At 64.0% G+C, this 23,398-nt stretch carries 18 protein-coding genes; 8 read left to right on the top strand and 10 right to left on the bottom strand.

Features of this window, described 5'->3' with window-relative positions; genetic code table 11:
* Positions 1–11 precede the first annotated feature (11 nt).
* The 5 genes from P6U25_RS28860 to fdhF all read left to right on the top strand — a co-directional run bounded on the left by P6U25_RS28860 (position 12) and on the right by fdhF (position 7,246).
* Positions 12–281, top strand: a complete 270-nt coding sequence (locus tag P6U25_RS28860) for a sulfurtransferase TusA family protein (protein ID WP_407148155.1) — start codon at positions 12–14, stop codon at positions 279–281.
* 328 nt (positions 282–609) lie between these two features.
* On the top strand, positions 610–2,265 hold the full coding sequence (locus P6U25_RS28855) for an OFA family MFS transporter (RefSeq protein WP_407148154.1): 1,656 nt from the start codon (positions 610–612) through the stop codon (positions 2,263–2,265).
* Positions 2,266–2,349: 84 nt separating this feature from the next.
* Complete coding sequence (locus tag P6U25_RS28850; protein WP_407148153.1) at positions 2,350–2,628, top strand: hypothetical protein; 279 nt, start codon at positions 2,350–2,352, stop codon at positions 2,626–2,628.
* A gap of 149 nt (positions 2,629–2,777) precedes the next feature.
* Positions 2,778–4,484 (top strand): NADH-ubiquinone oxidoreductase-F iron-sulfur binding region domain-containing protein, encoded by a 1,707-nt coding sequence (locus P6U25_RS28845; RefSeq protein WP_407148152.1) that lies wholly within the window; start codon positions 2,778–2,780, stop codon positions 4,482–4,484.
* Complete coding sequence (fdhF, locus tag P6U25_RS28840; RefSeq protein ID WP_407148151.1) at positions 4,481–7,246, top strand: formate dehydrogenase subunit alpha; 2,766 nt, start codon at positions 4,481–4,483, stop codon at positions 7,244–7,246. The genes P6U25_RS28845 and fdhF overlap by 4 nt, the downstream gene beginning before the upstream one ends.
* A 22-nt stretch (positions 7,247–7,268) precedes the next feature.
* Here the strand turns inward: fdhF and P6U25_RS28835 are convergent, their stop codons facing one another.
* From P6U25_RS28835 to P6U25_RS28790, 10 genes are all read right to left on the bottom strand, one after another.
* Positions 7,269–8,822 carry a gamma-glutamyltransferase family protein gene (locus tag P6U25_RS28835; protein ID WP_407152637.1) on the bottom strand — a complete coding sequence of 518 codons (1,554 nt, stop codon included), beginning with the start codon at positions 8,820–8,822 and terminating at the stop codon, positions 7,269–7,271.
* 280 nt (positions 8,823–9,102) lie between these two features.
* Entirely contained in the window at positions 9,103–9,642 is a 540-nt protein-coding gene (locus P6U25_RS28830; RefSeq protein ID WP_407148150.1) for a DUF1097 domain-containing protein, read from the bottom strand.
* A gap of 54 nt (positions 9,643–9,696) precedes the next feature.
* Complete coding sequence (locus P6U25_RS28825; RefSeq protein WP_407148149.1) at positions 9,697–10,965, bottom strand: amidohydrolase family protein; 1,269 nt, start codon at positions 10,963–10,965, stop codon at positions 9,697–9,699.
* Between the two features lie 322 nt (positions 10,966–11,287).
* Positions 11,288–11,911 (bottom strand): response regulator, encoded by a 624-nt coding sequence (locus tag P6U25_RS28820; RefSeq protein ID WP_407148148.1) that lies wholly within the window; start codon positions 11,909–11,911, stop codon positions 11,288–11,290.
* The gene (locus tag P6U25_RS28815) at positions 11,908–12,975 is read right to left on the bottom strand and encodes a PAS domain-containing protein (RefSeq protein WP_407148147.1); all 1,068 of its coding nucleotides are present in this window, start codon (positions 12,973–12,975) and stop codon (positions 11,908–11,910) included. Before P6U25_RS28815 ends, P6U25_RS28820 begins: the two co-directional genes overlap by 4 nt.
* A 199-nt stretch (positions 12,976–13,174) precedes the next feature.
* Positions 13,175–15,568, bottom strand: coding sequence for an endopeptidase La (lon, locus tag P6U25_RS28810; protein ID WP_407148146.1), 2,394 nt, complete (start codon positions 15,566–15,568; stop codon positions 13,175–13,177).
* 10 nt (positions 15,569–15,578) lie between these two features.
* Entirely contained in the window at positions 15,579–15,986 is a 408-nt protein-coding gene (locus P6U25_RS28805; RefSeq protein WP_407148145.1) for an Hsp20 family protein, read from the bottom strand.
* A 150-nt stretch (positions 15,987–16,136) separates the two neighbouring features.
* Complete coding sequence (locus tag P6U25_RS28800; protein ID WP_407148144.1) at positions 16,137–16,898, bottom strand: slipin family protein; 762 nt, start codon at positions 16,896–16,898, stop codon at positions 16,137–16,139.
* Positions 16,895–18,283, bottom strand: a complete 1,389-nt coding sequence (locus tag P6U25_RS28795) for an NfeD family protein (RefSeq protein WP_407148143.1) — start codon at positions 18,281–18,283, stop codon at positions 16,895–16,897. The genes P6U25_RS28800 and P6U25_RS28795 overlap by 4 nt, the downstream gene beginning before the upstream one ends.
* Before the next feature lie 125 nt (positions 18,284–18,408).
* On the bottom strand, positions 18,409–18,870 hold the full coding sequence (locus P6U25_RS28790) for a hypothetical protein (RefSeq protein WP_407148142.1): 462 nt from the start codon (positions 18,868–18,870) through the stop codon (positions 18,409–18,411).
* A gap of 389 nt (positions 18,871–19,259) precedes the next feature.
* On the opposite strand from P6U25_RS28790, the gene P6U25_RS28785 reads away from it, so the two are divergent.
* The 3 genes from P6U25_RS28785 to kdpB all read left to right on the top strand — a co-directional run bounded on the left by P6U25_RS28785 (position 19,260) and on the right by kdpB (position 23,299).
* A complete protein-coding gene (locus tag P6U25_RS28785; RefSeq protein ID WP_016846764.1) occupies positions 19,260–19,349 on the top strand; it encodes a K(+)-transporting ATPase subunit F in 90 nt (29 codons plus the stop codon).
* 119 nt (positions 19,350–19,468) lie between these two features.
* Positions 19,469–21,172 carry a potassium-transporting ATPase subunit KdpA gene (gene kdpA, locus P6U25_RS28780; RefSeq protein ID WP_407148141.1) on the top strand — a complete coding sequence of 568 codons (1,704 nt, stop codon included), beginning with the start codon at positions 19,469–19,471 and terminating at the stop codon, positions 21,170–21,172.
* A 15-nt stretch (positions 21,173–21,187) separates the two neighbouring features.
* Positions 21,188–23,299, top strand: a complete 2,112-nt coding sequence (gene kdpB / locus P6U25_RS28775; protein WP_407148140.1) for a potassium-transporting ATPase subunit KdpB — start codon at positions 21,188–21,190, stop codon at positions 23,297–23,299.
* Positions 23,300–23,398: the final 99 nt, after the last annotated feature.

Genomic DNA, 23,398 nt, shown 5'->3' with positions numbered 1-23,398 from the left:
ATGGTCGAGCCATGACCACGACAAAGCTCGATCTCACCGGCTTGAAATGTCCGCTGCCTGCGTTGAAGACGCGCAAGGCGCTCAAGAGCGTGACACCCGGAGACTTTCTTGAAGTGCACTGCACCGACCCGCTTTCAGTGATCGACATCCCAAACCTCATCCGCGAAACCGGCGACAGGGTCGAGATCACCGAACGCAGCGACGTCCGCATCGTCTTCCTGATCGAGAAGACGAATGGAGCGATAGACAAGTCGAATGCTGCATCGCCGCGTATCAGCTAGGCGCCGCTTGATATCTACCTTTTGCCTATCGACACCTGTTCCGGCTTCTGCGCGAATTGATAATCTCCACTGGGGTGTGGAGACGGAGTCGTGCCTGCGAAGCGGCATGAGGGTGGGCTAGGGCAGACGTCCCTCCAGATCGGCCGCACGACCGCGGGCATATCCGGCCGCATCGGGTGTTAGAATTCCAAAATGCGCGTGGTGGTCCCGGCGCATGCAAAGGAATTGTGCGGAACAACGACATCAAAGTTGCGCCGCGAACAGGGCGGAAGCGGGATCGAAGACGGCAGACACGCTGCCAAAGGCGGCGGCCGCAGGGGAGGCACCAATGACGACGATGAGCAGCGCCGGAACTGTATCCGGAGCAGGCGCAGGTATCCTTGACAGAGAGCGGACGATTGCGACCGCCGGCTTCAACCGCTGGCTGGTGCCGCCCGCCGCGCTCTGTATTCATCTCTGCATCGGCATGGCCTACGGCTTCTCGGTGTTCTGGTTGCCGCTGTCACGCGCGATCGGGCTGAACGCGCCGAAGGCCTGCCCCGACATTTCGCTGCTCGGGGAATTGTTCACGACCACGTGCGACTGGAAGGTCGCGAGTCTCGGCTGGATGTTCACATTGTTCTTCGTGCTGCTCGGCGTTTCCGCTGCGATCTGGGGCGGATGGCTGGAGCGCGCCGGGCCGCGCAAGGCGGGCGTCGTCGCGGCATTGTGCTGGGGCGGCGGACTGATCGTCGCCGCCTTCGGCATCTACGTGCATCAGCTCTGGATCATGTGGCTCGGTGCCGGCGTGATCGGCGGCGTCGGTCTCGGCCTCGGCTACATCTCGCCGGTCTCGACGCTGATCAAGTGGTTTCCCGATCGTCGCGGCATGGCGACCGGCATGGCCATCATGGGATTCGGCGGCGGCGCCATGATCGGCGCGCCACTCGCGAACCTTCTGATCAACTACTTCAAGACACCGACCTCGGTCGGCGTCTGGGAGACCTTCGTCGCGATGGGCGTCATCTATTTCGTATTCATGATGATCGGCGCCTTCGCCTATCGCGTGACCCCGCCGGGCTGGCAGCCGGACGGCTGGACGCCGCCGAGCGAGAAGAAGTCGATGATCTCGGAGCATCACGTGCATCTCGACAATGCGCACAAGACGCCGCAGTTCTGGCTGATCTGGTGGGTGCTCTGCTTGAACGTCTCGGCCGGCATCGGCGTGATCGGCATGGCCTCGCCGATGCTTCAGGAGATCTTCGCGGGCAAGCTGATCGGACATCCGGAGCTGGCGTTCGGTCAGCTTTCGGTCGAGCAGAAGACCGCCATCGCCGGTATCGCCGCCGGCTTTGCCGGACTGCTGTCGTTGTTCAACATCGGCGGCCGCTTCTTCTGGGCCTCGCTGTCGGACTATATCGGCCGCAAGAACACCTATTACACGTTCTTCGTCCTCGGCATCGCGCTCTACGCGCTGGCGCCGACCTTCGCGGCGATCGGCTCGAAGCTGCTGTTCGTGCTCGGCTTCGGCATCATCCTGTCGATGTATGGCGGCGGCTTCTCCACCGTGCCGGCCTATCTCGCCGACATGTTCGGCACCCAGTTCGTCGGCGCCATCCACGGACGACTGCTGACGGCGTGGTCGACGGCGGGCATCATCGGTCCGGTGGTGGTGAACTATATCCGCGAATTCCAGCTCGCCGCCGGCGTGCCGCGCGACCATCTCTACAACACGACGATGTACATCCTGTGCGCCATGCTGATCGCCGGCCTGATCTGCAACTATCTGATCAAGCCGGTCGATCCGAAATGGCATATGAGCGGGGAGGAGGTCGCCAAGTTGCAGGCGGCAAGCGCCAAGAGCGACGCGGCCGTCCAGCATGGGTCGTTTGGCATCGGCAAGGGCGGCCTCGACGGAAGGGCGGCGCTGTTCTGGCTGTTCGTCGGCATTCCGCTGGCCTGGGGCGTCTGGAAGACGCTGGAAAGCGCCGTCAAGATTCTCTGATTTAACGTCACCGCGGAACGAGCACGCTCGTTCCGCGGACTGTCTCATTTTCAGATCAACGAATAGGCCAAAAGGAATTCCTCAATGTTCCGCATCGGAACCTGCCTCGCCGCCGTGCTGCTCGTCTCGGGCACGCTGCATATGGCATCGGCACAAACCGCGTCGCCGGCCGCGCCTGCGGCAACCTCGACCACGGCCAAGCCAGCGAAGATCAAGCTGACGATGGAGAAGCTGAAGAGCATGAAGGCGCAGTGGAAGGCCAATAAGCCGAAGCTGAAGGCCTGTCGCAGGGAGGTGAAGGCCAAGGGGCTGACCGGCGACGACCGCTGGTTCTATATCGCCGATTGCATGGAGAAGACGTGAGAACTGGAGCTTCGCAAGCGTGTTGGATCAGGGGGCGTGACAGCGGCGGCTGCATGCCCCCTAATGCTGTTTGGAACGCTTCGAATTTAGTTGGCATCTGGCATGCCAAGGCGCTAGACTATTGATCTGACAGCGGTAACGAGACGCCTATGACGACGCATGACGTGCACCAGGTCCGCAGTTTCGAGCACCCCGGCGCGGGCCGGAAGCGCGCGAAATCCACCCCCAAGGGCCGCCAGGTCGACCCGGCCGCGGCCCACGAGATCGAGCAGTTGCTCGGCGATCGGCCGCGGCAGCGCGACATGCTGATCGAGTTCCTGCACCTGATCCAGGACCGCTACCACCAGATCTCGGCGGCGCATCTGGCCGCCCTTGCCGACGAGATGAAGCTGTCATTTGCCGAGGTGTTCGAGACCGCGACGTTCTACGCGCATTTCGACGTGGTGAAGGAAGGCGAGCCCGACATCGCGCCGCTGACCATCCGGGTCTGCGACTCGCTGACCTGCGCGATGCTCGGTGCCGAGAAGCTGTTGCAGGACCTGCAGAGCGCGGCCGGCCCCGGCATCCGCGTTGTGCGCGCGCCCTGCGTCGGCCGCTGCGACACCGCGCCCGCCGCCGAGGTCGGGCACAATTTCGTCGATCACGCCACGGTCGACAACGTGCTGGCGGCGGCGAAGGCCGAGGACACGCATGCGCATCTGCCGGCCTATATCGATTACGACGCCTACATCGCCGATGGCGGCTACAGGCTGCTCAACCGATTGCGTTCGGGCGAGCTTGCGAAGGAGGACCTGCTGAAGGCGCTCGACGATGCCAGCCTGCGCGGACTCGGCGGCGCCGGCTTTCCGACCGGCCGCAAGTGGCGCGCGGTGCTCGGGGAGCCCGGTCCGCGGCTGATGGCGGTCAACGGCGACGAGGGCGAGCCCGGCACCTTCAAGGACCGCGTCTATCTCGAAAGTGATCCGCACCGCTTCCTCGAGGGCATGCTGATCGGCGCGCATGTCGTCGAGGCGTCCGAGGTCTATATCTACATCCGCGACGAATATCCGGCCTGCCGCGAGATCCTGGCCCGCGAGATCGCCAAGCTGCCCGCCGGCGGCCCGAAGCTGCGCATGCGCCGCGGCGCCGGCGCCTATATCTGCGGCGAGGAATCCTCGTTGCTGGAGAGCATCGAGGGCAAGCGCGGCCTGCCCAGGCACAAGCCGCCTTATCCGTTCCAGGTCGGCTTGTTCGGCTTGCCGACCCTGATCAACAATGTCGAGACGCTGTGGTGGGTGCGCGACATCGTCGAGAAGGGCGCCGGCTGGTGGAAGAGCCACGGCCGCCACGACCGCCTCGGCCTGCGCAGCTTCTCGGTCTCGGGGCGGGTGAAGAACCCCGGCATGAAGCTCGCGCCGGCCGGCATCACGGTGCGCGAGCTGATCGACGAATATTGCGGCGGCATGGCCGACGGCCACACCTTCCACGCCTATCTGCCGGGCGGCGCCTCCGGCGGCATTCTGCCGGCCACGATGGACGACATCCCGCTCGATTTCGGCACGCTGGAGAAATATGGCTGCTTCATCGGCTCGGCCGCGATCGTGATCCTGTCGCAGCAGGACAGCGTCAAGCTGGCGGCGTTGAACCTGATGCGCTTCTTCGAGGACGAGAGCTGCGGCCAGTGCACGCCGTGCCGCGTCGGCACTCAGAAGGCCGCACAACTGATGGAACGGCCGGTATGGAACCGGGCGCTGCTCGACGAGCTGAGCCAGGCGATGCGCGATGCATCGATCTGCGGCCTCGGGCAGGCGGCCTCCAATCCGCTGACATCGGTGATTAAATACTTCCCCGACGAGTTCAAGGAAGCTGCCGAATGACCAAGATCACGTTCGAGCTCGACGGCAAGCAGGTCGAAGCCGGTCCCGGCGAAACCATCTGGCAGGTGGCAAAGCGTCAGGGCAGCGAGATTCCGCATCTGTGCTACTCGCCGGCGCCGGACTATCGGCCCGACGGCAATTGCCGCGCCTGCATGGTCGAGATCGAGGGCGAACGCGTGCTGGCAGCGTCCTGCAAGCGCACGCCTTCCGTCGGCATGAAGGTCAAGACCGCCAGCGATCGCGCCGTCGCCGCGCAGAAAATGGTGATGGAGCTCCTGGTCGCGGACCAGCCGGCGCGCGAGACCTCGCACGATCCGGATTCGAAGTTCTGGCATTGGGCCGAGAAGACCGGCGTCACCGAAAGCCGCTTTCCGGCAGCGGAACGCTGGACGCCGGATGCCAGCCATCCGGCGATGCGCGTCAATCTCGACGCCTGCATCCAGTGCGGCTTATGCGTGCGCGCCTGCCGCGAGGTGCAGGTCAATGACGTCATCGGCATGGCGTATCGCAATCACGACGCCAAGATCGTGTTCGACTTCGACGATCCGATGGGCGAATCGACCTGTGTCGCCTGCGGCGAATGCGTGCAGGCCTGTCCGACCGGCGCGCTGATGCCGTCGGTGATGCTCGACGACAAGCAGGAGCGCGTCACCTATCCGGACCGCAAGGTGGATTCGCTGTGCCCCTATTGCGGCGTCGGCTGCCAGGTCACCTACCAGGTCAAGGACGAGAAGGTGATCTATGCGGAGGGGCGCGACGGCCCGGCCAATCACAACCGGCTCTGCGTCAAGGGCCGTTTCGGCTTCGACTACATCCATCATCCCAATCGGCTGACCAAGCCGCTGGTGCGGCTGCCCAACGTCAAGAAGGATCCGAACGACCAGGTCGATCCGGCCAATCCTTACACCCACTTCCGCGAAGCTTCGTGGGAGGAGGCGCTGGATCTCGCGGCCAAGGGGCTGAAGACGATCCGCGACGAGAAGGGCGTCAAGGCACTCGCCGGCTTCGGCTCGGCCAAGGGCTCCAACGAAGAGGCCTATCTGTTCCAGAAGCTGGTGCGCACCGGCTTCGGCTCCAACAATGTCGATCACTGCACGCGGCTCTGCCACGCCTCGTCGGTGGCGGCGCTGATGGAGGGTCTCAATTCCGGCGCGGTGTCGGCGCCGTTCTCGGCGGCGATGGATGCCGAGGTGATCTGGGTGATCGGCGCCAATCCGACCGTGAACCATCCGGTGGCGGCGACCTTCATCAAGAACGCGGCCAAGAAGGGCGCCAAGCTGTTCGTGATGGATCCGCGCCGGCAGACGCTGTCGCGTCACGCCACGGAGCATCTGCAGTTCAAGCCGGGCAGCGACGTCGCGATGCTGAACGCGATGATCCACACCATCATCACCGAGGGCCTGACCGACGAGCAGTACATCGCCGGCTACACCGAAGGCTTCGATGAGCTGAAGGAGAAGATCAAGGACTTCCCGCCGGAGAAGATGGCGCCGATCTGCGGCATCCCGGCAGAGACCTTGCGTGAGGTGGCGCGGACCTACGCCAAGGCAAAGTCGTCGATCATCTTCTGGGGCATGGGCATCAGCCAGCATGTCCACGGCACCGACAATGCGCGCTGCCTGATCGCGCTCGCGCTGATCACAGGCCAGGTCGGCCGTCCCGGCACCGGGCTGCATCCGCTGCGCGGCCAGAACAACGTGCAGGGCGCCTCCGACGCCGGCCTGATCCCGATGTTCCTGCCGGATTATCAGCCGGTCGGCCGCACCGATCTGCGCGCGCCGTTCGAGCAGCTCTGGCAGCAGCAGCTTGATCCCGTGCGCGGCCTGACCGTGGTCGAGATCATGAACGCGATCCATGCCGGCGAGATCCACGGCATGTATGTCGAGGGCGAAAACCCCGCGATGTCGGACCCCGATCTGCAGCATGCCCGCGAGGCGCTCGCCAAGCTCGATCATCTGGTGGTGCAGGATCTGTTCGTCACCGAGACCGCATTCCATGCCGACGTGATCCTGCCGGCGTCGGCGTTCGCCGAGAAGTCCGGCACCTTCACCAACACCGATCGCCGCGTGCAGCTTGCGCGTGAGGTGATCCGGCCGCCGGGCGATGCGCGCCAGGATCTCTGGATCATCCAGGAGATCGCCAAGCGCATGGGCCTGCCGTGGAACTACAGCGGTCCCGCCGACGTGTTCACTGAAATGACCGAGGTGATGCCCTCGCTGAACAACATCACCTGGGAACGCCTAGTGCGCGAAGGCGCGGTGACCTATCCGGTCGACGACCCGCATCAGCCCGGCAACGAGATCATCTTCACCACGGGCTTCCCGACCGAGAGCGGCCGCGGCAAGATCGTGCCGGCGCATGTGATCCCGCCGGATGAATTGCCCGATGACGAGTATCCGATGGTGCTATCGACGGGGCGCGTGCTCGAGCACTGGCACACCGGCTCGATGACGCGCCGCGCCTCCGTGCTCGACCAGATCGAGCCCGAGGCCGTGGCGTTCATGGCGCCGAAGGACATGCGTCGCCTGGAGCTCTGGCCGGGCGATTTCATCCGCCTGCAAACCCGTCGCGGCGCGGTCGAGGTCAAGGTGCGCTCCGATCGCGACGTACCGGAGAACATGGTGTTCATGCCGTTCTGCTACGCCGAGGCGGCGGCCAATCTCTTGACCAATCCGGCGCTCGATCCGTTCGGCAAGATCCCGGAGTTCAAGTTCTGCGCGGTGCGCGCCGAAAAGGCCGAGTTTCGCTCGGCGGCGGAGTAACCTCCGCCGCGAGACGTCGCGATCAGTCTAAAGGCCCCAGGGCGCAACCGTCGCCACGCGGATCGTGTGCGCCTTTGATCAAGCCGTCGTCATGGATCACGATGGCTCCAGCTTGGCCGGCCAGCGGGCTCAGCGCGGGAATGGCCGCGATGCTGTGGCCGCGCCTGGCCAGATCATCGACCGTCGCGTCGTTCACGCTGGCCTCGAGCTTGAGGCTGTCGCGTTGGTCCGAGAATGTCTTGCCAAGCAGGAAACGCGGGCGTGACAGCGCTTCGCACGGATCGAGGCGATAGTCCAAAAGACGGGTGAGCAGCACCGCCAGGGTCTGCGGCTGTCCGTCGGCTCCTTGGGTGCCGCACAGAACGTACGGCGCATCCCCCTTCAGCACCATGCTCGGATTGAGCGTATAGAATGGGCGCTTTCCGGCGCGAACAACGTTCGGACTGCGTGGATCGACGCTGAAGGCGGCGCCCCGGTTCTGCCAGAGAATGCCGGTATCCCCGACAACGATCCCGCTGCCCCAGTCGTAATAGGTGCTTTGCAGAACGCTGACGCTATGCCCAAATCGGTCGGTGACCGCGAAGTAGACGGTGTCGCCGGTCTTGAACGGATGCGGCCAGTTCATCGCGCGATCCAGCTTGATCGATTGGGCCTTGCGCGCGAGGTGACCGGGAGCCAGCCACTGGTCGAGAGGTTGTGGAACTAAATTCGGGTCCGCAATGCGCGCGCGGTCCAGAAAGGCTTGCTTCACTGCTTCCACGCACAGGTGGTAGTAGTCCGCGCTGCCTTCGGCAACGTTGCTCAGGTCGAATTCCCGTAAGATTCCCATGATCGCGAGGGTCGAAATGCCCTGCGTTGGCGGCGGCGGGGCGAGCAGTGTGAGCCCCCGGTAGTCGAGGCTGACCGGCTGCTCGAGCGTGGACCGGGTGTTGCGAAGATCGATTGCAGTTAACGGGGACCCTGCCGCCTCCAGCCCCCTCGCAATCCTTGCGGCAAGCTCTCCTTCGTAGAATTCTCGTGCTCCCTGTCGAGCAATCGCCTTGAGACTGCGCGCCAGATTCGGCTGAGCGAAGGTTTCGCCCTCCCTGGGCCGACGCCCGTTCGGCATGAACGTGGTCCGGAAGTTCGGCCAACCGTCCACCTCGGTCTTGCGGTAATCCAGCCAGTACAACTGTGAGGCGGTGATCGGAAAGCCGTTTTCGGCGTAGCCGATCGCCGCATCCAACAGCAACGAGAACCCGAACTGCCCACCCCAATGTGCCCTCGAATAGGCGTGGGCCTTCTCCCAGCTATCGACGGCACCTGCCGAGACGATCGTGGAGGCCGGACCACGGAAGGGAATCGCATCCTGGAAGTTCGGCAGATGCTCCGCGGCCTGGCCGAGCCCCATAAGGACATTCTTGCGACCGCTGCGGTCGGCGATGATCCAGATGGCATCGCCGCCAATCCCGCAGAAATGTGGACAGGTGACCGTGATCACGGCTCCGACGGCGATCGCCGCCTCCATTGCGTTTCCACCGTCACGCAGCACGTTGAGACCCGCTTCGGTGGCCAGCGTGTGTGGGCTTGTCACCATGCCATCGGTCGAATGGGCTTGTGTCCGCGATCCAAGTACCGCCTCGGCCGCACGATCGGATCGGCCGGCGACATTGCCGCTCGACCTTTCATCGACATGGAGATTCATCGTGTCCTTTCAGCTTATTTGCAAACAGGAGACAGGCGCCCTCGGAATCATGATGCGATTGCACGCGATCGCATCACGATTTCATCGGGCGTGATCTCCGCGCAGCGGCTTGTTGCGAGGGAGGACCAGCCTCCACTCTTGCGCGAAAGCGGCTACGGGGTCGGATCATGCTCTAGGAAGCGATCTCAGGCAGGCGCCGATCTGCGGTCTCGGCGTGTGGGTGGTGGTGAGCTCCGAGGTGCGCCGTGAGCCAAGCATAGATCGGTCCCAGCAGGTTCATCAAGAGCGAGGCCGCCAGCGCGGCGAGCGGATCGCCCGGCACCGGTCCAAATCCGCCGAACACTGTTGCGAAGTACGATGCGAACCCGAAGAACATTCCCGGCACGAAGCTGAGAGCAGGAATGCGTCCCAGCAACATCATCGTGCCGTTGAATACGAACAAGATAGCGCACTCGGCGAGGATCTGGGCGTTCCCCGTCAAGTGCTGCGCAGAGAACTTGAAGCAAACGACAATGATGTAGGCGAAGATCCCTCCGATGATCATGGTGGGCCAGAACTTCTTCAATAAGCCGATGGAAGGCCCACCAGCCGCGAATGTTCCCGCCCACGTGATGAAGATGGCCCACGGTGGGAAATGGAAGGAGGTCATGCTGATGAAGATCGTCGTGACGGCCAGAAGTGATGCGACAACTTCCGCAGGCGGCTTTGTCATGGGGTTTCCTCGCTTGATGCTTTTGCTTATTCTTCGGCTTCTGCTACGGCCCGCTCATCCCGGATGGGCATGGCCGCACTCTCTGCAGATTCGGCTCTCGTGCCGGGTGATCACCGTCACGCGCCCGCGCTTGAGGACCCACGAGCGTGGCGGAATGTCCAGCAACACGTCCGCGAAAGCGAAGGTATCGAGAATGACGATGTCCGCCGGCTTGCCTACCGCCAGCCCGTACTGATCAGACAGTCCAACTGCGCGCGCCGCGTTCGAGGTGCCCATCTTGAGAACCTCGAGTTGATTCTCGGGAGTGCCAAACTGGATCAGGTGGGCCAGCAGATTGCCGATCTGAAGCGGGTCGGCCTTGCCGAAAGGCGTGAAGGCGTTGCGGATATTGTTGGATGAATAGGCGACGTTGACGCCCGCTGCATGCAACGCCCGCACCGGGGTCAGGCCACGACGTGGCCGGGCATCGTCCTTCCGGCCGCCGAGATAGGTATCGGTGGCGGGCAGTGTGACAACGGTGATGTCCGCTTCCTTCAGCAGGTCGATCACCGGTTTCGCATGTTCCGGCGTCAACGCACCCAAGCTGGTCATGTGGCCCAAGGCGACCCGGCCTCGGTAGTCCGTATCGATGGTCTTTCGCGCGATGTACTCCGCCGCAGCGAAACGCTTGTCGTCGGTGTCGTCGGCAAAGTCGGCATGCATGTCGATGTCGAGATCGTGCTTCAAGGCCAAATCGAACACCTTGTCGATATGCGCGCACGTATCGTTCCAGCTCAGTTCGTTGTAGGGGCAGCCGCCGACCACGTCGGCACCCATCGCCACCGCCTGCTCCATGAGCTCGATCACGCCCGCCGTCTTCAGCAAGCCCTCCTGCGGAAAGGCCACGATCTGCAGATCGAGCAGATCCTTGTACTCGTCCTTCAGTTCCAGGGCGGTCTCGACGCCGATCAGTCCCTGGATCGGGTCGACGTCCGGATGGGCGCGAACGAAGACCGTTCCGTTGCGGACCGCCATGTCTAGGACCTTGCGCGATCGCTCCAGCACGTCACTGCGCTCTTGCTTCGCCTTCAGGATTCCGGTGACCCGGATCGCTTCTTCCAGGGTCCCGGAGCGGGCGGGCAGTCGGCGATGAACGAATGCCTTTTCAAGATGCAGATGCGGCTCGATAAAGCCGGGCAGGGCCACGCGGCCCTGCGCGTCGATCTCCTCTTCGCCCGTCCTGTCGAGATTCTCCTCAATCGCTGCAATTCGTCCGCCGCGAATTCCGATATCCATGAGGGGCTGTTCGTCGCTAAGCCGAACCTGGCGAACGACCATCTCCATTGAGGTTTCCTCCTTGGCTTCGTCGGTGCGTTGATTCTTGTTTCTCCGACACGCGTCGAATGAATTTCGGGAAACGATTCCGAGCGACACCTTGTGAAGCCTAAAGCAGAAAGCGTCGCCGGATAATCAGTGGGTTCCTAAGAGGCGACTAGGAATAATCCTAGAATGCCGATGTGTGACATACCTGCCGGCGTGCTGGGGCGCGGGAATCACGTGCGAGAAGATGCTACGGAATGATGATGCTTGGCGGCTCGTAACCTCGATCATTCCGCCGGCCGCCGATCGGAATGCGGCGACCTGGCTAGGCGCAATGCGGGGCCGGTCACTCGACGAGTTGATTTCGGAGCGCGTAGTGAACCAGATCGACAACCGTTGCAGCCCCCATCTTTTCCATCAGGTTCGCCTTGTGGGTGCTTACGGTCTTGATGCTGAGATTGAGCCTGCGGGCGATGTCGGTGATCTTGCGTCCGAGAACCAGCATATCGAAGACCTCGCGCTCGCGCTTCGTCAATCGGACATGCGGGTATGCTGCGGCTGGCGGACGCCGCGTGGCTTCTCGCGTCGCTGCGCTGACGAACATTTCGTCCCGCGCGGCGGTCCTGATAGCCTGGATCAACTGAAGACTGGCGCTGTTCTTGGTGACGTATCCCACCGCGCCTGCCTTCAGCGACTCGATGACATACTGATGCTCCTCATGCATGCTAAGGACAACGATACGGATCTCGCGATGCCTTGCTTTGAGAAGCTGAAGAAGCGGAATCCCGCTGAGTCCCGGCATGGAAAGGTCCAGTAGCACGATCTCGCAAGCTGTCGTTTCCAGGAGCCTGAGCAGTTCGTCGCCGCTTCGCGCCTCGCCGACAATGTCCATATCTGTCTGGTCCGCGAGGATCTGCTTCAATCCCTCGCGGAACATGGTGTGATCGTCGGTGATGATGAGGCGCGTCATCGTCGAGCTCTAACCTCGGGCGTGTCGAGCGGAATGCGAACCGATACGCGCGTTCCGCCGTGTGCAGCACCGGATACGTCGATCGATCCTCCGAGCGAGAAGGCGCGCTCGCGCATGCCCACAAGGCCAAGCCCGTCTCGCGGCAATATCACATTGTCGATGCCGCAACCATCATCGACGATCTCGAGCCGGAACTCGTTCGCGACATGCCGTGCGCTGATGTCGACCTGCCTGGCGTGCCCATGGCGCAGTGCGTTGGTAAGCGACTCCTGAACGATGCGGAATACGCCGGTGCTCACATCCTTGCTGTAGGCGATGTCCTCCCGATCAAAGGATAGGGAAACGTCGAGTCCGCTCATCTCGGCGGAGTTTTGAGTCAACCATTTGATCGCGGAGACGAGGCCGAGTTCGTCCAGCATGATCGGTCTGAGGTCGGCGGCGATGCGTCGAAGGTTCGTCACCGAATGATCCGCAACCGAAACGAGACGATCGATGTGGAGGCCCAGAACATCCGGCGGTGAGGACAGGTGGTCCCGGATCCAGGTCAACTGGATTTTCATCGCCGTCAGTGTTTGTCCCAGCTCGTCGTGCAGCTCCCGTGAGATTCTGGCGCGCTCCTCCTCCCGCACTGACTGAAGGTAGGATGACAGCTCGCGCAACTGCGATCGGGAACGAAGCAGCTCGTCTTCTGCCGCCCTTCGCTCGGTGATGTCGCGAGATATGCCCACGGTTCCAACAATGCGCCCCGCTTCATTGCGAATGGGAGCTTTGATGGTCTCGAACCAACGCGGTTCGCCATTGTTGCCGGGACGGGATTCCTCGTAGCGCCGACGTCTGCCGCTTTTCAGGACAGCGCGGTCGGTGCGCAGATAGATATTGGCGATCTCAGGCGGCCAAATTGCGGACGGGGTATTTCCGATGACCTCGCGTTCGGGTCGGCCGATGACCTTCAGATAGGCCGAGTTGACCGCAAGATAGCGCGACTTGCGATCCTTCAGCCATGCCATGTCCGGGATATTGTCGAGCAGCGCTCTTTGGCGGTCTTGCTGTCCATCGTCGGTCATCGTCGAAGACTATCAACTTCGCGGTATCTGCATAGTGGAAAATCGAAGCGAAACGAGCACGTCTTCGCAAATGCGACACGGACCGAGATGGGTCAATCTCCAGCTCGCTTTCCTGACATCGCAACCGAGCACGGAAACGGATCATGTCCGCAACCGCGCGACCGTCGGTTGCTTCAAACCGCCCAGGCGTCGGTGACCGTCACTCCGCTGCGGCGGGCGTCGTCTTGGCGGTCTCCAATGCGGCGGCGATCGCGTCGTCGACGCGCTCGAGCCAGATGAACTCCAGCTTGGCGCGCGCCCCCGCCGGGATATCGTCGAAGTCGCGCTTGTTGCGCGCCGGCAGCATCACACGGGTCAGGCCAGCCGCGGCGGCGGCGACGACCTTCTCCTTGATGCCGCCGACCGGAAGCACGAGGCCGCGCAGCGAGATCTCGCCGGTCATTGCGGTGTCGCTACGGACGGTTCGCTCCGTGAGCAGCGAGGTGAGGGCGGTGAACATCGCAACGCCCGCGCTGGGGCCGTCCTTCGGTGTCGCGCCCGCCGGCACGTGAACGTGGATGTCGCTTTTCTCGAAGACGCCGGCATCGATCCCGAGCTGGGAGGCCCGGCTCTTCACCAGAGTGAGCGCGGCCTGCACGCTCTCGCGCATCACTTCGCCGAGCTGACCGGTGAGGATCAGTGAACCCCTGCCCGGCGTGCGCGACGCCTCGATGAACAGGATGTCGCCGCCGACCGGGGTCCAGGCGAGCCCGGTCGCCACGCCCGGAATGCTGGTTCGCATCGCGATCTCGTTCTCGAACCGCGGCTGGCCGAGCAGCGGCACGATGTCCTTCGGCGCGATGGTGACATGGCTCGTGCTGCCTTCCGCGATCTGCACCGCGACGTTGCGCAGCACCTTGCCGATCTCGCGCTCCAGATTGCGCACGCCGGCCTCGCGGGTGTAGCTGCGGATGACCAGCCTGAGCGCATCGGGCTCGATCTCGGCCTGCTCGGCCTTCAGCCCATTGGCTTCGAGCTGGCGGCGGACCAGATAGCGTTTCGCGATCTCGAGCTTCTCGTCCTCGGTGTATCCCGCAAGGCTGATGATCTCCATGCGGTCGAGCAGCGGGCCCGGGACGCCGTCGAGCATGTTGGCGGTCGCGATGAACACGACACGCGAGAGGTCGAACGGCACGCCGAGATAATTGTCGCGGAACGTCGAGTTCTGCTCGGGGTCGAGCACTTCGAGCATCGCGGCCGATGGATCGCCCTGGATACCGCGGCCCATCTTGTCGATCTCGTCGAGCATCATCACGCAGTTGCGCGCGCCGGCCTTCTTGATCGCCTGGATGATGTTGCCGGGCAGGGCACCGATATAGGTGCGGCGGTGGCCGCGGATCTCGGCCTCGTCATGCAGGCCGCCGAGGCTGACGCGGACGAACGGCCGCGCCATCGCGCGTGCGATCGATTGTCCGAGCGAGGTCTTGCCGACGCCGGGTGGTCCGACGAAGCAGAGGATCGGGGCCTTGCCGCTGGGCGCCAGCTTGCGCACGGCCAGATATTCGATGATGCGGCTCTTGATCTTCTCCAGACCATAGTGGTCAGCGTCGAGGATGCGCCGCGCTTCGGCAATATCGATCGGCTTCTCGTCCGGAAGGCTCCAGGGCAGGTCGATCAGCCAGTCGAGGTAGCTGCGGACCATGCCGGATTCGGCCGCGGCCTCCGGCATCCGTTCGTAGCGGCGCAGCTCCTTCTGCGCCTGGCTTTCGGCCTCCGGCGGCATCTTGGCCGCGGCGATCGCCTTGGTCAGCTCCGCCACTTCGGCGGCCTTGCCGTCGCCTTCGCCGAGCTGGCGCTGGATGGTCGCCATCTGCTCGCGCAAGATCGCCTCGCGTTGCCGTTCGTCGAAGGCGGCCTTGGTCTTCTGCCCGATCTCCTGGCTGAGCCGCAGCACCTCAATGCGCTCGGCGAGGTGGCGTGACACCTTGTCCATTCGGGCCGCGAGGTCGATGGTCTCGAGGATGTCCTGCTTCTCCTGCGGCTTGATGTCCATGTAGGAGGTCGCAAGATCGGCCAGAGTCGCCGGCGAGTTCGTGCCCTGCAGCGCCGCGATTAATTCCGGCGGCACCTGCGGCAACAGTTGTGCGGCCTCGAGCGCCTGGCGCTGCAGATTGAGAAAACGCGCCTCGATCTCCGGCGACGTCGTCGTGGGCTCCGGAATCTGGAGCACGCGCGCGGCCAGGAACGGCGTTCCTGGAAGATAGTCCAGCACGCGCATGCGCTGCACGCCCTGGCAGACCAGATGATGCGTCTCGTCGGGGCCGGTGATGTAGCGCACGATATTGGCGACGGTGCCGATCCGGTACAGATCGTCGGGGCCGGGGTCGTCCACCTCGGCGTCGCGCTGCAGCAGGATGCCGATCTGCCGCTGTTCGCGGACGGCCTGCTGGGCCGCCGCAATCGATTTCGCCCGCCCGATCGTGATTGGGACAATGACGTTCGGATACAGCACGGTGTTGCGCGCCGGGACGATGATCAGGGCATCGCCCGGGATCGGCGTCGTGCGTTCGGACGACGAAACCGGCGTCGAGCTTGATGTGTCGGTAGCAGCCATGCCGAACTCCTCAGCTCGATTTTCCAAGCCGTAGACCGACGCAACCATGCGCGGCGAAGCGGCTGATGGTGTAGCGACCGGTCGGCAGTTGAATGCGGCGCTCGAACCGGCCTTGCGGCAATTCGAGGCGCAGGATGCGCGCGTTGCGCAGTTCCGAAGGCAGAGTGCGGCGTCCGCTGATCACGAGCGTTCCGCCGTCGAGCGCGGCCTCGACCTCGTCGGGGTCGACCCCCGGCAGCGCCACCAGTATCAGGATTTCATCATCGGTCTCGATCACGTCGGTCGGCGGTTCCCAGCTCGGCTCGCGGCTTTCCGTGAGTGGGTGGATGGTCAGGAAACGCTGGTGCAGGCGCTCGGCGCGGGCGAGTGTCTCGATCGCATCCGACAGCATCCAGTTGATGGGATCTTTGGATCGCATGGGCACCTCTCGATGTCGCACTGGGATGCGAGGTTACCGATGTTGTCGCCGACCGTAAACCGGCCACACGGCGGGTAAATTGATGGGAGAAGGCCCACTGTTCCTGCTGCTGCCCTGTGCCGCTGCCTGGCGCGCCAGGCAGCAGCAGGGTCAGGTCGCCTCGCTTCGGCGGGTCAGGTGATCGAGCAGGTTCATCGGCAGCGGGAACACCACGGTCGATGAACGCTCGCCGGCGATGTCGTGCAGCGCTGCGAAATAGCGTAGCTGCATCGCCTGCGGCTCCTGGGCGAGGATCCGGCCGGCCTCGACCAGCTTCTCGGCGGCCTGTTGCTCGCCCATCGCGTTGATCACCTTGGCGCGCCGCAACCGTTCTGCCTCGGCCTGCTTGGCGATCGCCCGCACCATGGTTTCGTTGATGTCGACATCCTTGATCTCGATCGAGGTGACCTTGATGCCCCAGACGTCGGTCTGCTTGTCGAGGATCTCCTGGATATCGGCGTTCAGCTTGTCGCGCTCCGCGAGCATCTCGTCGAGGTCGTGCTTGCCGAGCACCGAGCGCAGCGTGGTCTGCGCGAGCTGGCTGGTCGCCGCCATGTAGTCGCCGACCTTGATGATCGCGCGCTCCGCGTCGACGATGCGGAAGTAGAGCACGGCGTTGACCTTGACCGAGACGTTGTCGCGCGAGATCACGTCCTGCGGCGGCACGACCTGCACCATCACCCGGAGATCGACCTTCACGAGTTGCTGCACGACCGGAATCAGGATGATGAGCCCCGGCCCCTTCACGCCCGTGAAGCGCCCGAGCGTGAAGACGACGCCGCGCTCGTATTCGCGCAGGACACGAACGGCCTGCGACAGAAATATGATGATCAGCAGCGCGAGCGCCGCGTAGGTGAGATAATCGAGCATCATGCAGGACCTCCTTGGCCGGTGGCACCGGCACGCCGAACCACCAGCGTCAAGCCAACGATGTTGGCGACTTCGACCATCTCTCCGGACTTGAACGTCTCCGTGCCGCGCGCCTGCCAGCGTTCACCATTGGTGAAGACGTGCCCCGTGGTCTCCGACCAGTCGAGCACTTCGGCCGGCAGCCCGCGCATGGCTTGCGCGCCGAGCCGGACAGGACCCTTGCGAGCCCGGCGGAGTGCGCCGAGCACGACCACGATCAGGCCGACCATCATCGCCGCGACAATGGCAATGACCGACCATGACAACCGGTATCCAGGCGCCTCGATCCTGAACAGCATGGCCGCGCCCAGCACAAAGGCGATCACGCCTCCGAGGCCGATCACGACGGTCGGATTGAAGGCCTCGAAGGCGAGCAGCGCGATTCCGACCAACATCAGGGCGAAGCCGGCATAGTTGATCGGCAACATGTTGAGGGCGTAGAGGCCGAGCAGCAGGCAGATCGTTCCGACAACGCCCGGTGCCACCGCGCCGGGCGACATGAATTCGAAGATCAGCCCGTAAATCCCGACCATCAGGAGAACGAAGGCAACGTTGGGATCGGTAATGATCGCCAGTGACTTCGCAAGCCAGCCGGGATCGATGGCCTCGATCACGGCATCCTTCGTCGCCAGGTGCTGTGTCTTGCCAGCGACCTCCACGGCCCGGCCGTCGACCTGTTTCAGCAGATCAGCCTCATCTCGCGCGATGAGATCGATGACCTTGGCCTGCATGGCGCCGTTGGCGGAGAGGGTGGCGGCGTCACGGACCGCCTTCTCGGCCCAATCGGCGTTGCGGTCGCGCAGTTCGGCGAGGCTACGGATGAAAGCGACGGCATCGTTCGTCGTCTTCATCGTCATGGCGTCCTTCACGGACGGCTGGTCGCCATCCTTCTTGTCCTTGTCGCCCTTGTCCGGAGTGCCGCCTGGCAGGCCCGGTATCGGACTGCCGAGCTGCACCGGTGTCGCGGCGCCGATATTGGTGCCGGGCGCCATCGCCGCAATATGGGTCGCGTAGAGGATGTAGGTTCCCGCGCTGGCCGCGTGGGCTCCCGACGGAGCGACGTAGCCGATGACAGGAACAGGCGAGGAGAGCACGTCGGTGATGATCTCGCGCATGCTGCTGCTGAGACCACCCGGCGTGTTGAGGCGCAGAATGACGACCGCGGCATGCCGCTCGTCGGCCTTGGCGAGGGCGTCCTTGACGTAGCTGGCGGATGCCGGCCCGATCGCCCCGTCGATCGAAATGGTCAGGGCAAGGCGGCTGTCCTCGTCCGCCGCACCGGGGCGGATCGAGAGAACCAGAGCGACGAGCACGGTCGCTGCAACGAGGGCCGCCCTTACGGTCTGCACGGCAAGCACTCCCTTGTCGAGGATATGGGGTTCCGTTCCGCAACCTCAATATGGGGCGGCGTTCGGGGCGCCTTTCGCCCACCTCATTGTGCGTTGCGATGGCAAATTCAGGTTGGCTGCGCCCGTTAGCCGAAATTGTCGAGGCAGAGCGGCTCGTAGAGCGAGCCGGCGATGCGCTGGACCGTTGGCACGCTGGTCCGGCTTGACGGCGCGCCGATCCGCTGGGCCTCGACGAAGGCGCTGAGGATCGCGAGTGCGAGGTTCGCATGACGGGTCTCGATCGCCCCGTCGAGCCAGTCCGGCAGTTCACGCATGCGCGACAGCGCGCAATGCCATTGGCCTTCGTCATAGACCAGGCGGCGAAGCTGCCATTGCGGCAGCTTCAGATCGATCAGCGCCAGCGCCGCGTCGATCCAGGCGCCCGCCTCGATCAGGCGCTCGACACGGGCGGCCTTGCCGCCCTCGGCCGAGGGGAAGCGCCGGGAGGTCTGGTTGACGATGTCGGCCATCAGCTCGGCGTTGGTCGCATCGGCGTCGCGCAGCCGGCTGCCGAGTTCGGCGGAGGAATTTTCTGCAAGCAGTGACATGACGTCATCTCGTCCGACACGCGGCCCCAACACATCGGCCGCAACCCAAAGATGACTGGACCTTCATTTGAATACGAGATGAGGGCAGGGGCGGAAATATAGGGATTCCATAAACGCGGAAGGCGACCGGCGGACATGTCCCGAGCGTTGTCCCGGCGGAACGCCGTCGGGCCTTTATAGGATTCCTATAACGTCGCTGCTCGCACCATCTCGAAAACCTATGCCCCGGATGGCACGTCACGATCGTCCGGCGTACGTCCGCTTACGCGCGCGGACGGTGCACAGGAGTTTCTCATGATGGACCTTGTCATGGCGGCGCTCGCGCTCGGCCTGTTCGCGGCTGGGATTGGCTACGCCTACGCGTGCGAACGGCTGTAACGGAGGCGGCGATGATCTTCGATTACTCGCTCGCCGGCCTCGTCTCGCTCGGCCTCTTGTTCTACCTCACCTACGCATTGCTGCGGCCCGAACGCTTCTAAGCGTCCCGCGATGCTCGCGCTTTGCAAGATTCTCGCCGCCGACGCGGTATTGACCGGGACGCTGCTGAGCATGTTCGCGTCGCTGCCGCGCTTCGCACCCATTCGAAAGGTTTGACGCAATGACCGTCATTGGCTGGATTCAGATCATTCTGTTCTGCGCGATCGTCGTCGCGCTGGTCAAACCGCTCGGCTGGTACATCACCCGCGTGTTCAACGGCGAGCGCACCTTGCTCTCCCCCGTGCTGCGCCCGGTCGAGCGCGGCATCTATTGGATCGGCGGCGTCGACGAGCGCCGCGAGCAGCATTGGCTGACCTACACCGTCGCCATGCTGCTGTTCCATGTCGGTGGCTTCTTCATCATCTACGGGCTGATGCGGCTGCAGGCGCTCTTGCCGTTCAACCCGACCGGGCAGAGCGCGGTCGCCGAGGACCTCTCCTTCAACACCGCGATCTCCTTCATCACCAACACCAACTGGCAGAACTACGGCGGCGAAAGCACGTTGTCTTATCTTGTCCAGATGCTGGGCCTCACCCACCAGAACTTCCTGTCCGCCGCGACCGGCATCGCGCTCGCAATGGCCCTGATCCGCGGCTTTTCGCGCTCGTCGATGCGCACCGTCGGCAATTTCTGGGTCGATGTCGTCAGATGCACGCTCTACGTGCTGCTGCCGATCTGCATCGTCTATGCGCTGTTCCTAGTCTGGCAGGGCATCCCGCAGACGCTTCAGCCATATGTCGACGTTACCACGCTGGAAGGCGGCAAGCAGACCATCGCGCTCGGCCCCGTCGCTTCGCAGGTCGCGATCAAGATGCTCGGCACCAATGGCGGCGGCTTCTTTAACGCCAATGCCGCGCATCCGTTCGAGAACCCGACCGCGCTGTCGAACCTGGTGCAGATGGTCTCGATCTTTGCGATCGGCGCCGCGATGACCAACGTGTTCGGTCGCATGATCGGCAACGAGCGGCAGGGCTGGGCGATCCTTGCTGTGATGGGCATCCTGTTCGTCGCCGGCATCAGCGTCACCTATTGGGCGGAAGCCAACGGCACCACCGCGCTGCAGGCGCTCGGCCTTGCCGGCGGCAACATGGAGGGCAAGGAGGTCCGCTTCGGCATCGTCGCGTCCTCGCTGTTCGCCGTCGTCACCACCGCGGCGTCCTGCGGCGCCGTCAACGCCATGCATGACAGCTTCACCGCGCTCGGCGGCATGATCCCGCTGATCAACATGCAGCTCGGCGAAGTCATCATCGGCGGGGTCGGGGCCGGCCTCTATGGGATGCTGCTGTTCGTCGTGCTGGCGATCTTCGTCGCCGGCCTGATGGTCGGGCGCACCCCGGAATATGTCGGCAAGAAGATCGAGGCACGCGAGGTCAAGATGGCGATGCTTGCGATCCTGGTGCTGCCGCTGATGTATCTCGGCTGGACCGCGGTCGCCGTGGTGCTGCCGTCGGCGGTGGCCTCGATGGCCAACGCCGGTCCGCACGGCTTCACCGAGGTGCTCTACGCCTACACCTCGGCGACCGGCAACAACGGCTCGGCCTTTGCGGGTCTCACCGGCAACACGTTCTTCTACAACCTGACGCTGGCTTCGGCGATGTTCGTCGGCCGCTTCTTCATGATCGTGCCGGCGATGGCGATCGCCGGCTCGCTTGTCGAGAAGAAGTCGATTCCGCCCTCCGCAGGCACGTTCCCGACCACGGGCGGCCTGTTCGTCGGCCTCGTCGTCGGCGTCATCCTGATCATCGGCGGCCTGACCTTCTTCCCGGCGCTGGCGCTCGGACCAATCGTCGAGCATCTCGCCATGACCGCCAACACCCTGTTCTGATCCGGAGTGACGTCCATGGAAACCATGAAACTACAGAAGCAGGTGACGGCGTCGACCATGCTCGACCCGAAGATCCTGGTGCCGGCGGTCCGGTCTGCTTTCGGCAAGCTCGATCCCCGGCTGATGATGAAGAATCCGGTGATGTTCGTCGTCGAGGTCGTGGCTGCGCTGACCACGGTGATCTTTGTCCGTGACCTCGTTGCCGGCAACGCCGACCTCGGCTTCACCTTCCAGATCATCCTCTGGCTCTGGTTCACGGTGCTGTTCGCCAACTTCGCCGAGGCCGTCGCCGAGGGCCGTGGCAAGGCGCAGGCAGAATCGCTGAAGAAGACCCGCAGCGAGAGCCAGGCGAAGCTGCTCACCGGAACGGACCGGACTTTTCGCCTGGTTCCCGGCACCGCGCTGAAGGTGGGCGATCTGGTGCTGGTCGAGGCCGGCGACACCATCCCCTCCGATGGCGAGGTGATCGAGGGTGTCGCCTCGGTGAACGAGGCGGCCATAACAGGTGAATCCGCGCCGGTGATCCGTGAATCCGGCGGCGACCGGTCGGCGGTCACCGGCGGCACGCAAGTGCTGTCGGACTGGATCCGCGTTCGCATCACCGCCGCCCAGGGCTCGACCTTCATCGACCGGATGATCAAGCTGGTGGAAGGCGCCGAGCGGCAGAAAACGCCGAACGAGATCGCGCTGAACATCCTGCTCGCCGGCCTGACGATCATTTTCGTGTTCGCCACTGTGACGATCCCGAGCTATGCCTCCTATGCCGGCGGCTCGATCTCGGTCGTGATCCTGGTCGCGTTGTTCGTGACGCTGATTCCGACCACGATCGGCGCGCTGTTGTCGGCGATCGGCATCGCCGGCATGGACCGGTTGGTGCGCTTCAACGTGCTCGCGATGTCCGGCCGCGCGGTGGAGGCCGCCGGCGACGTCGATACGCTGCTGCTCGACAAGACTGGCACCATCACGCTCGGCAATCGCCAGGCGACCGCCTTCCGCCCGATCCGTGGCGTGACCGAGCAGGAGCTGGCTGATGCCGCGCAGCTCGCCTCGCTCGCCGACGAAACGCCGGAGGGTCGTTCGATCGTGGTGCTGGCCAAGGAGAAATACGGCATCCGCGGCCGCGACATGCACGAGCTCGCTGCGACCTTCGTGCCGTTCACCGCGCAGACCCGCATGAGCGGCATCGATGCCGGGTCGTCGTCGGTTCGCAAGGGCGCGGTGGATGCGATCCTCGGCTATGTCGAGGGCGGTGAAGCCCGCACCGTCGCCTCGGGCAACACGGTCCGCTCGGTCCAGGCGACGCTGAGCGCCGAGGCGCGCGAGATCCACGCCGTTGCCGACGAGATCGCCAAGGCCGGCGGCACGCCACTCGCCGTGGCCAAGGACGGCAGGCTGCTCGGCGTCGTGCATCTCAAGGATATCGTCAAGGGCGGCATCCGCGAGCGCTTTGCCGAACTGCGCCGCATGGGCATCCGCACCGTGATGATCACCGGCGATAACCCGATGACCGCCGCCGCGATCGCGGCCGAGGCCGGCGTCGACGACTTCCTGGCGCAGGCAACCCCCGAGGATAAGCTCAAGCTGATCCGCGACGAGCAGTCGAAGGGCAAGCTGGTCGCGATGTGCGGCGACGGCACCAACGATGCGCCCGCGCTGGCGCAGGCCGATGTCGGCGTCGCCATGAACACCGGCACGCAGGCCGCGCGCGAGGCCGGCAACATGGTCGACCTCGACTCCAACCCGACCAAGCTGATCGAGGTGGTCGAGATCGGCAAGCAGCTCTTGATGACCCGCGGCGCGCTGACCACCTTCTCGATCGCCAACGACGTCGCGAAGTATTTCGCGATCATTCCGGCGATGTTCCTCGCGTTCTATCCGCAGCTCTCGGTGCTGAATATCATGCACCTGGCGAGCCCGCAGAGCGCGATCCTGTCGGCGATCATCTTCAATGCGCTGATCATCATCGCGTTGATCCCGCTGGCGTTGAAGGGCGTCAAGTATCGAGCCGTCGGCGCTGGCGCGCTGCTCGGCCGCAATCTGCTGATCTACGGCCTGGGTGGCATCGTCATTCCTTTCATCGGCATCAAGGCGATCGACCTCGCGGTCACCGCCTTGGGCCTGGCGTAACCGTACAGCCGTCATTGCGAGGAGCGAAGCGACGAAGCAATCCATCCATCCGTCATGCTGAACCATGGATTGCTTCGCGGAGCCCGTCATCCGGTAGCG

The organism is Bradyrhizobium sp. ORS 86 (genome assembly GCF_045571475.1).
In the GTDB taxonomy this organism is placed as follows: Bacteria; Pseudomonadota; Alphaproteobacteria; order Rhizobiales; family Xanthobacteraceae; genus Bradyrhizobium.
The sequence above is the reverse complement of the archived record's forward strand: the minus strand, read 5'-3'. Positions and strand labels throughout refer to the sequence as shown.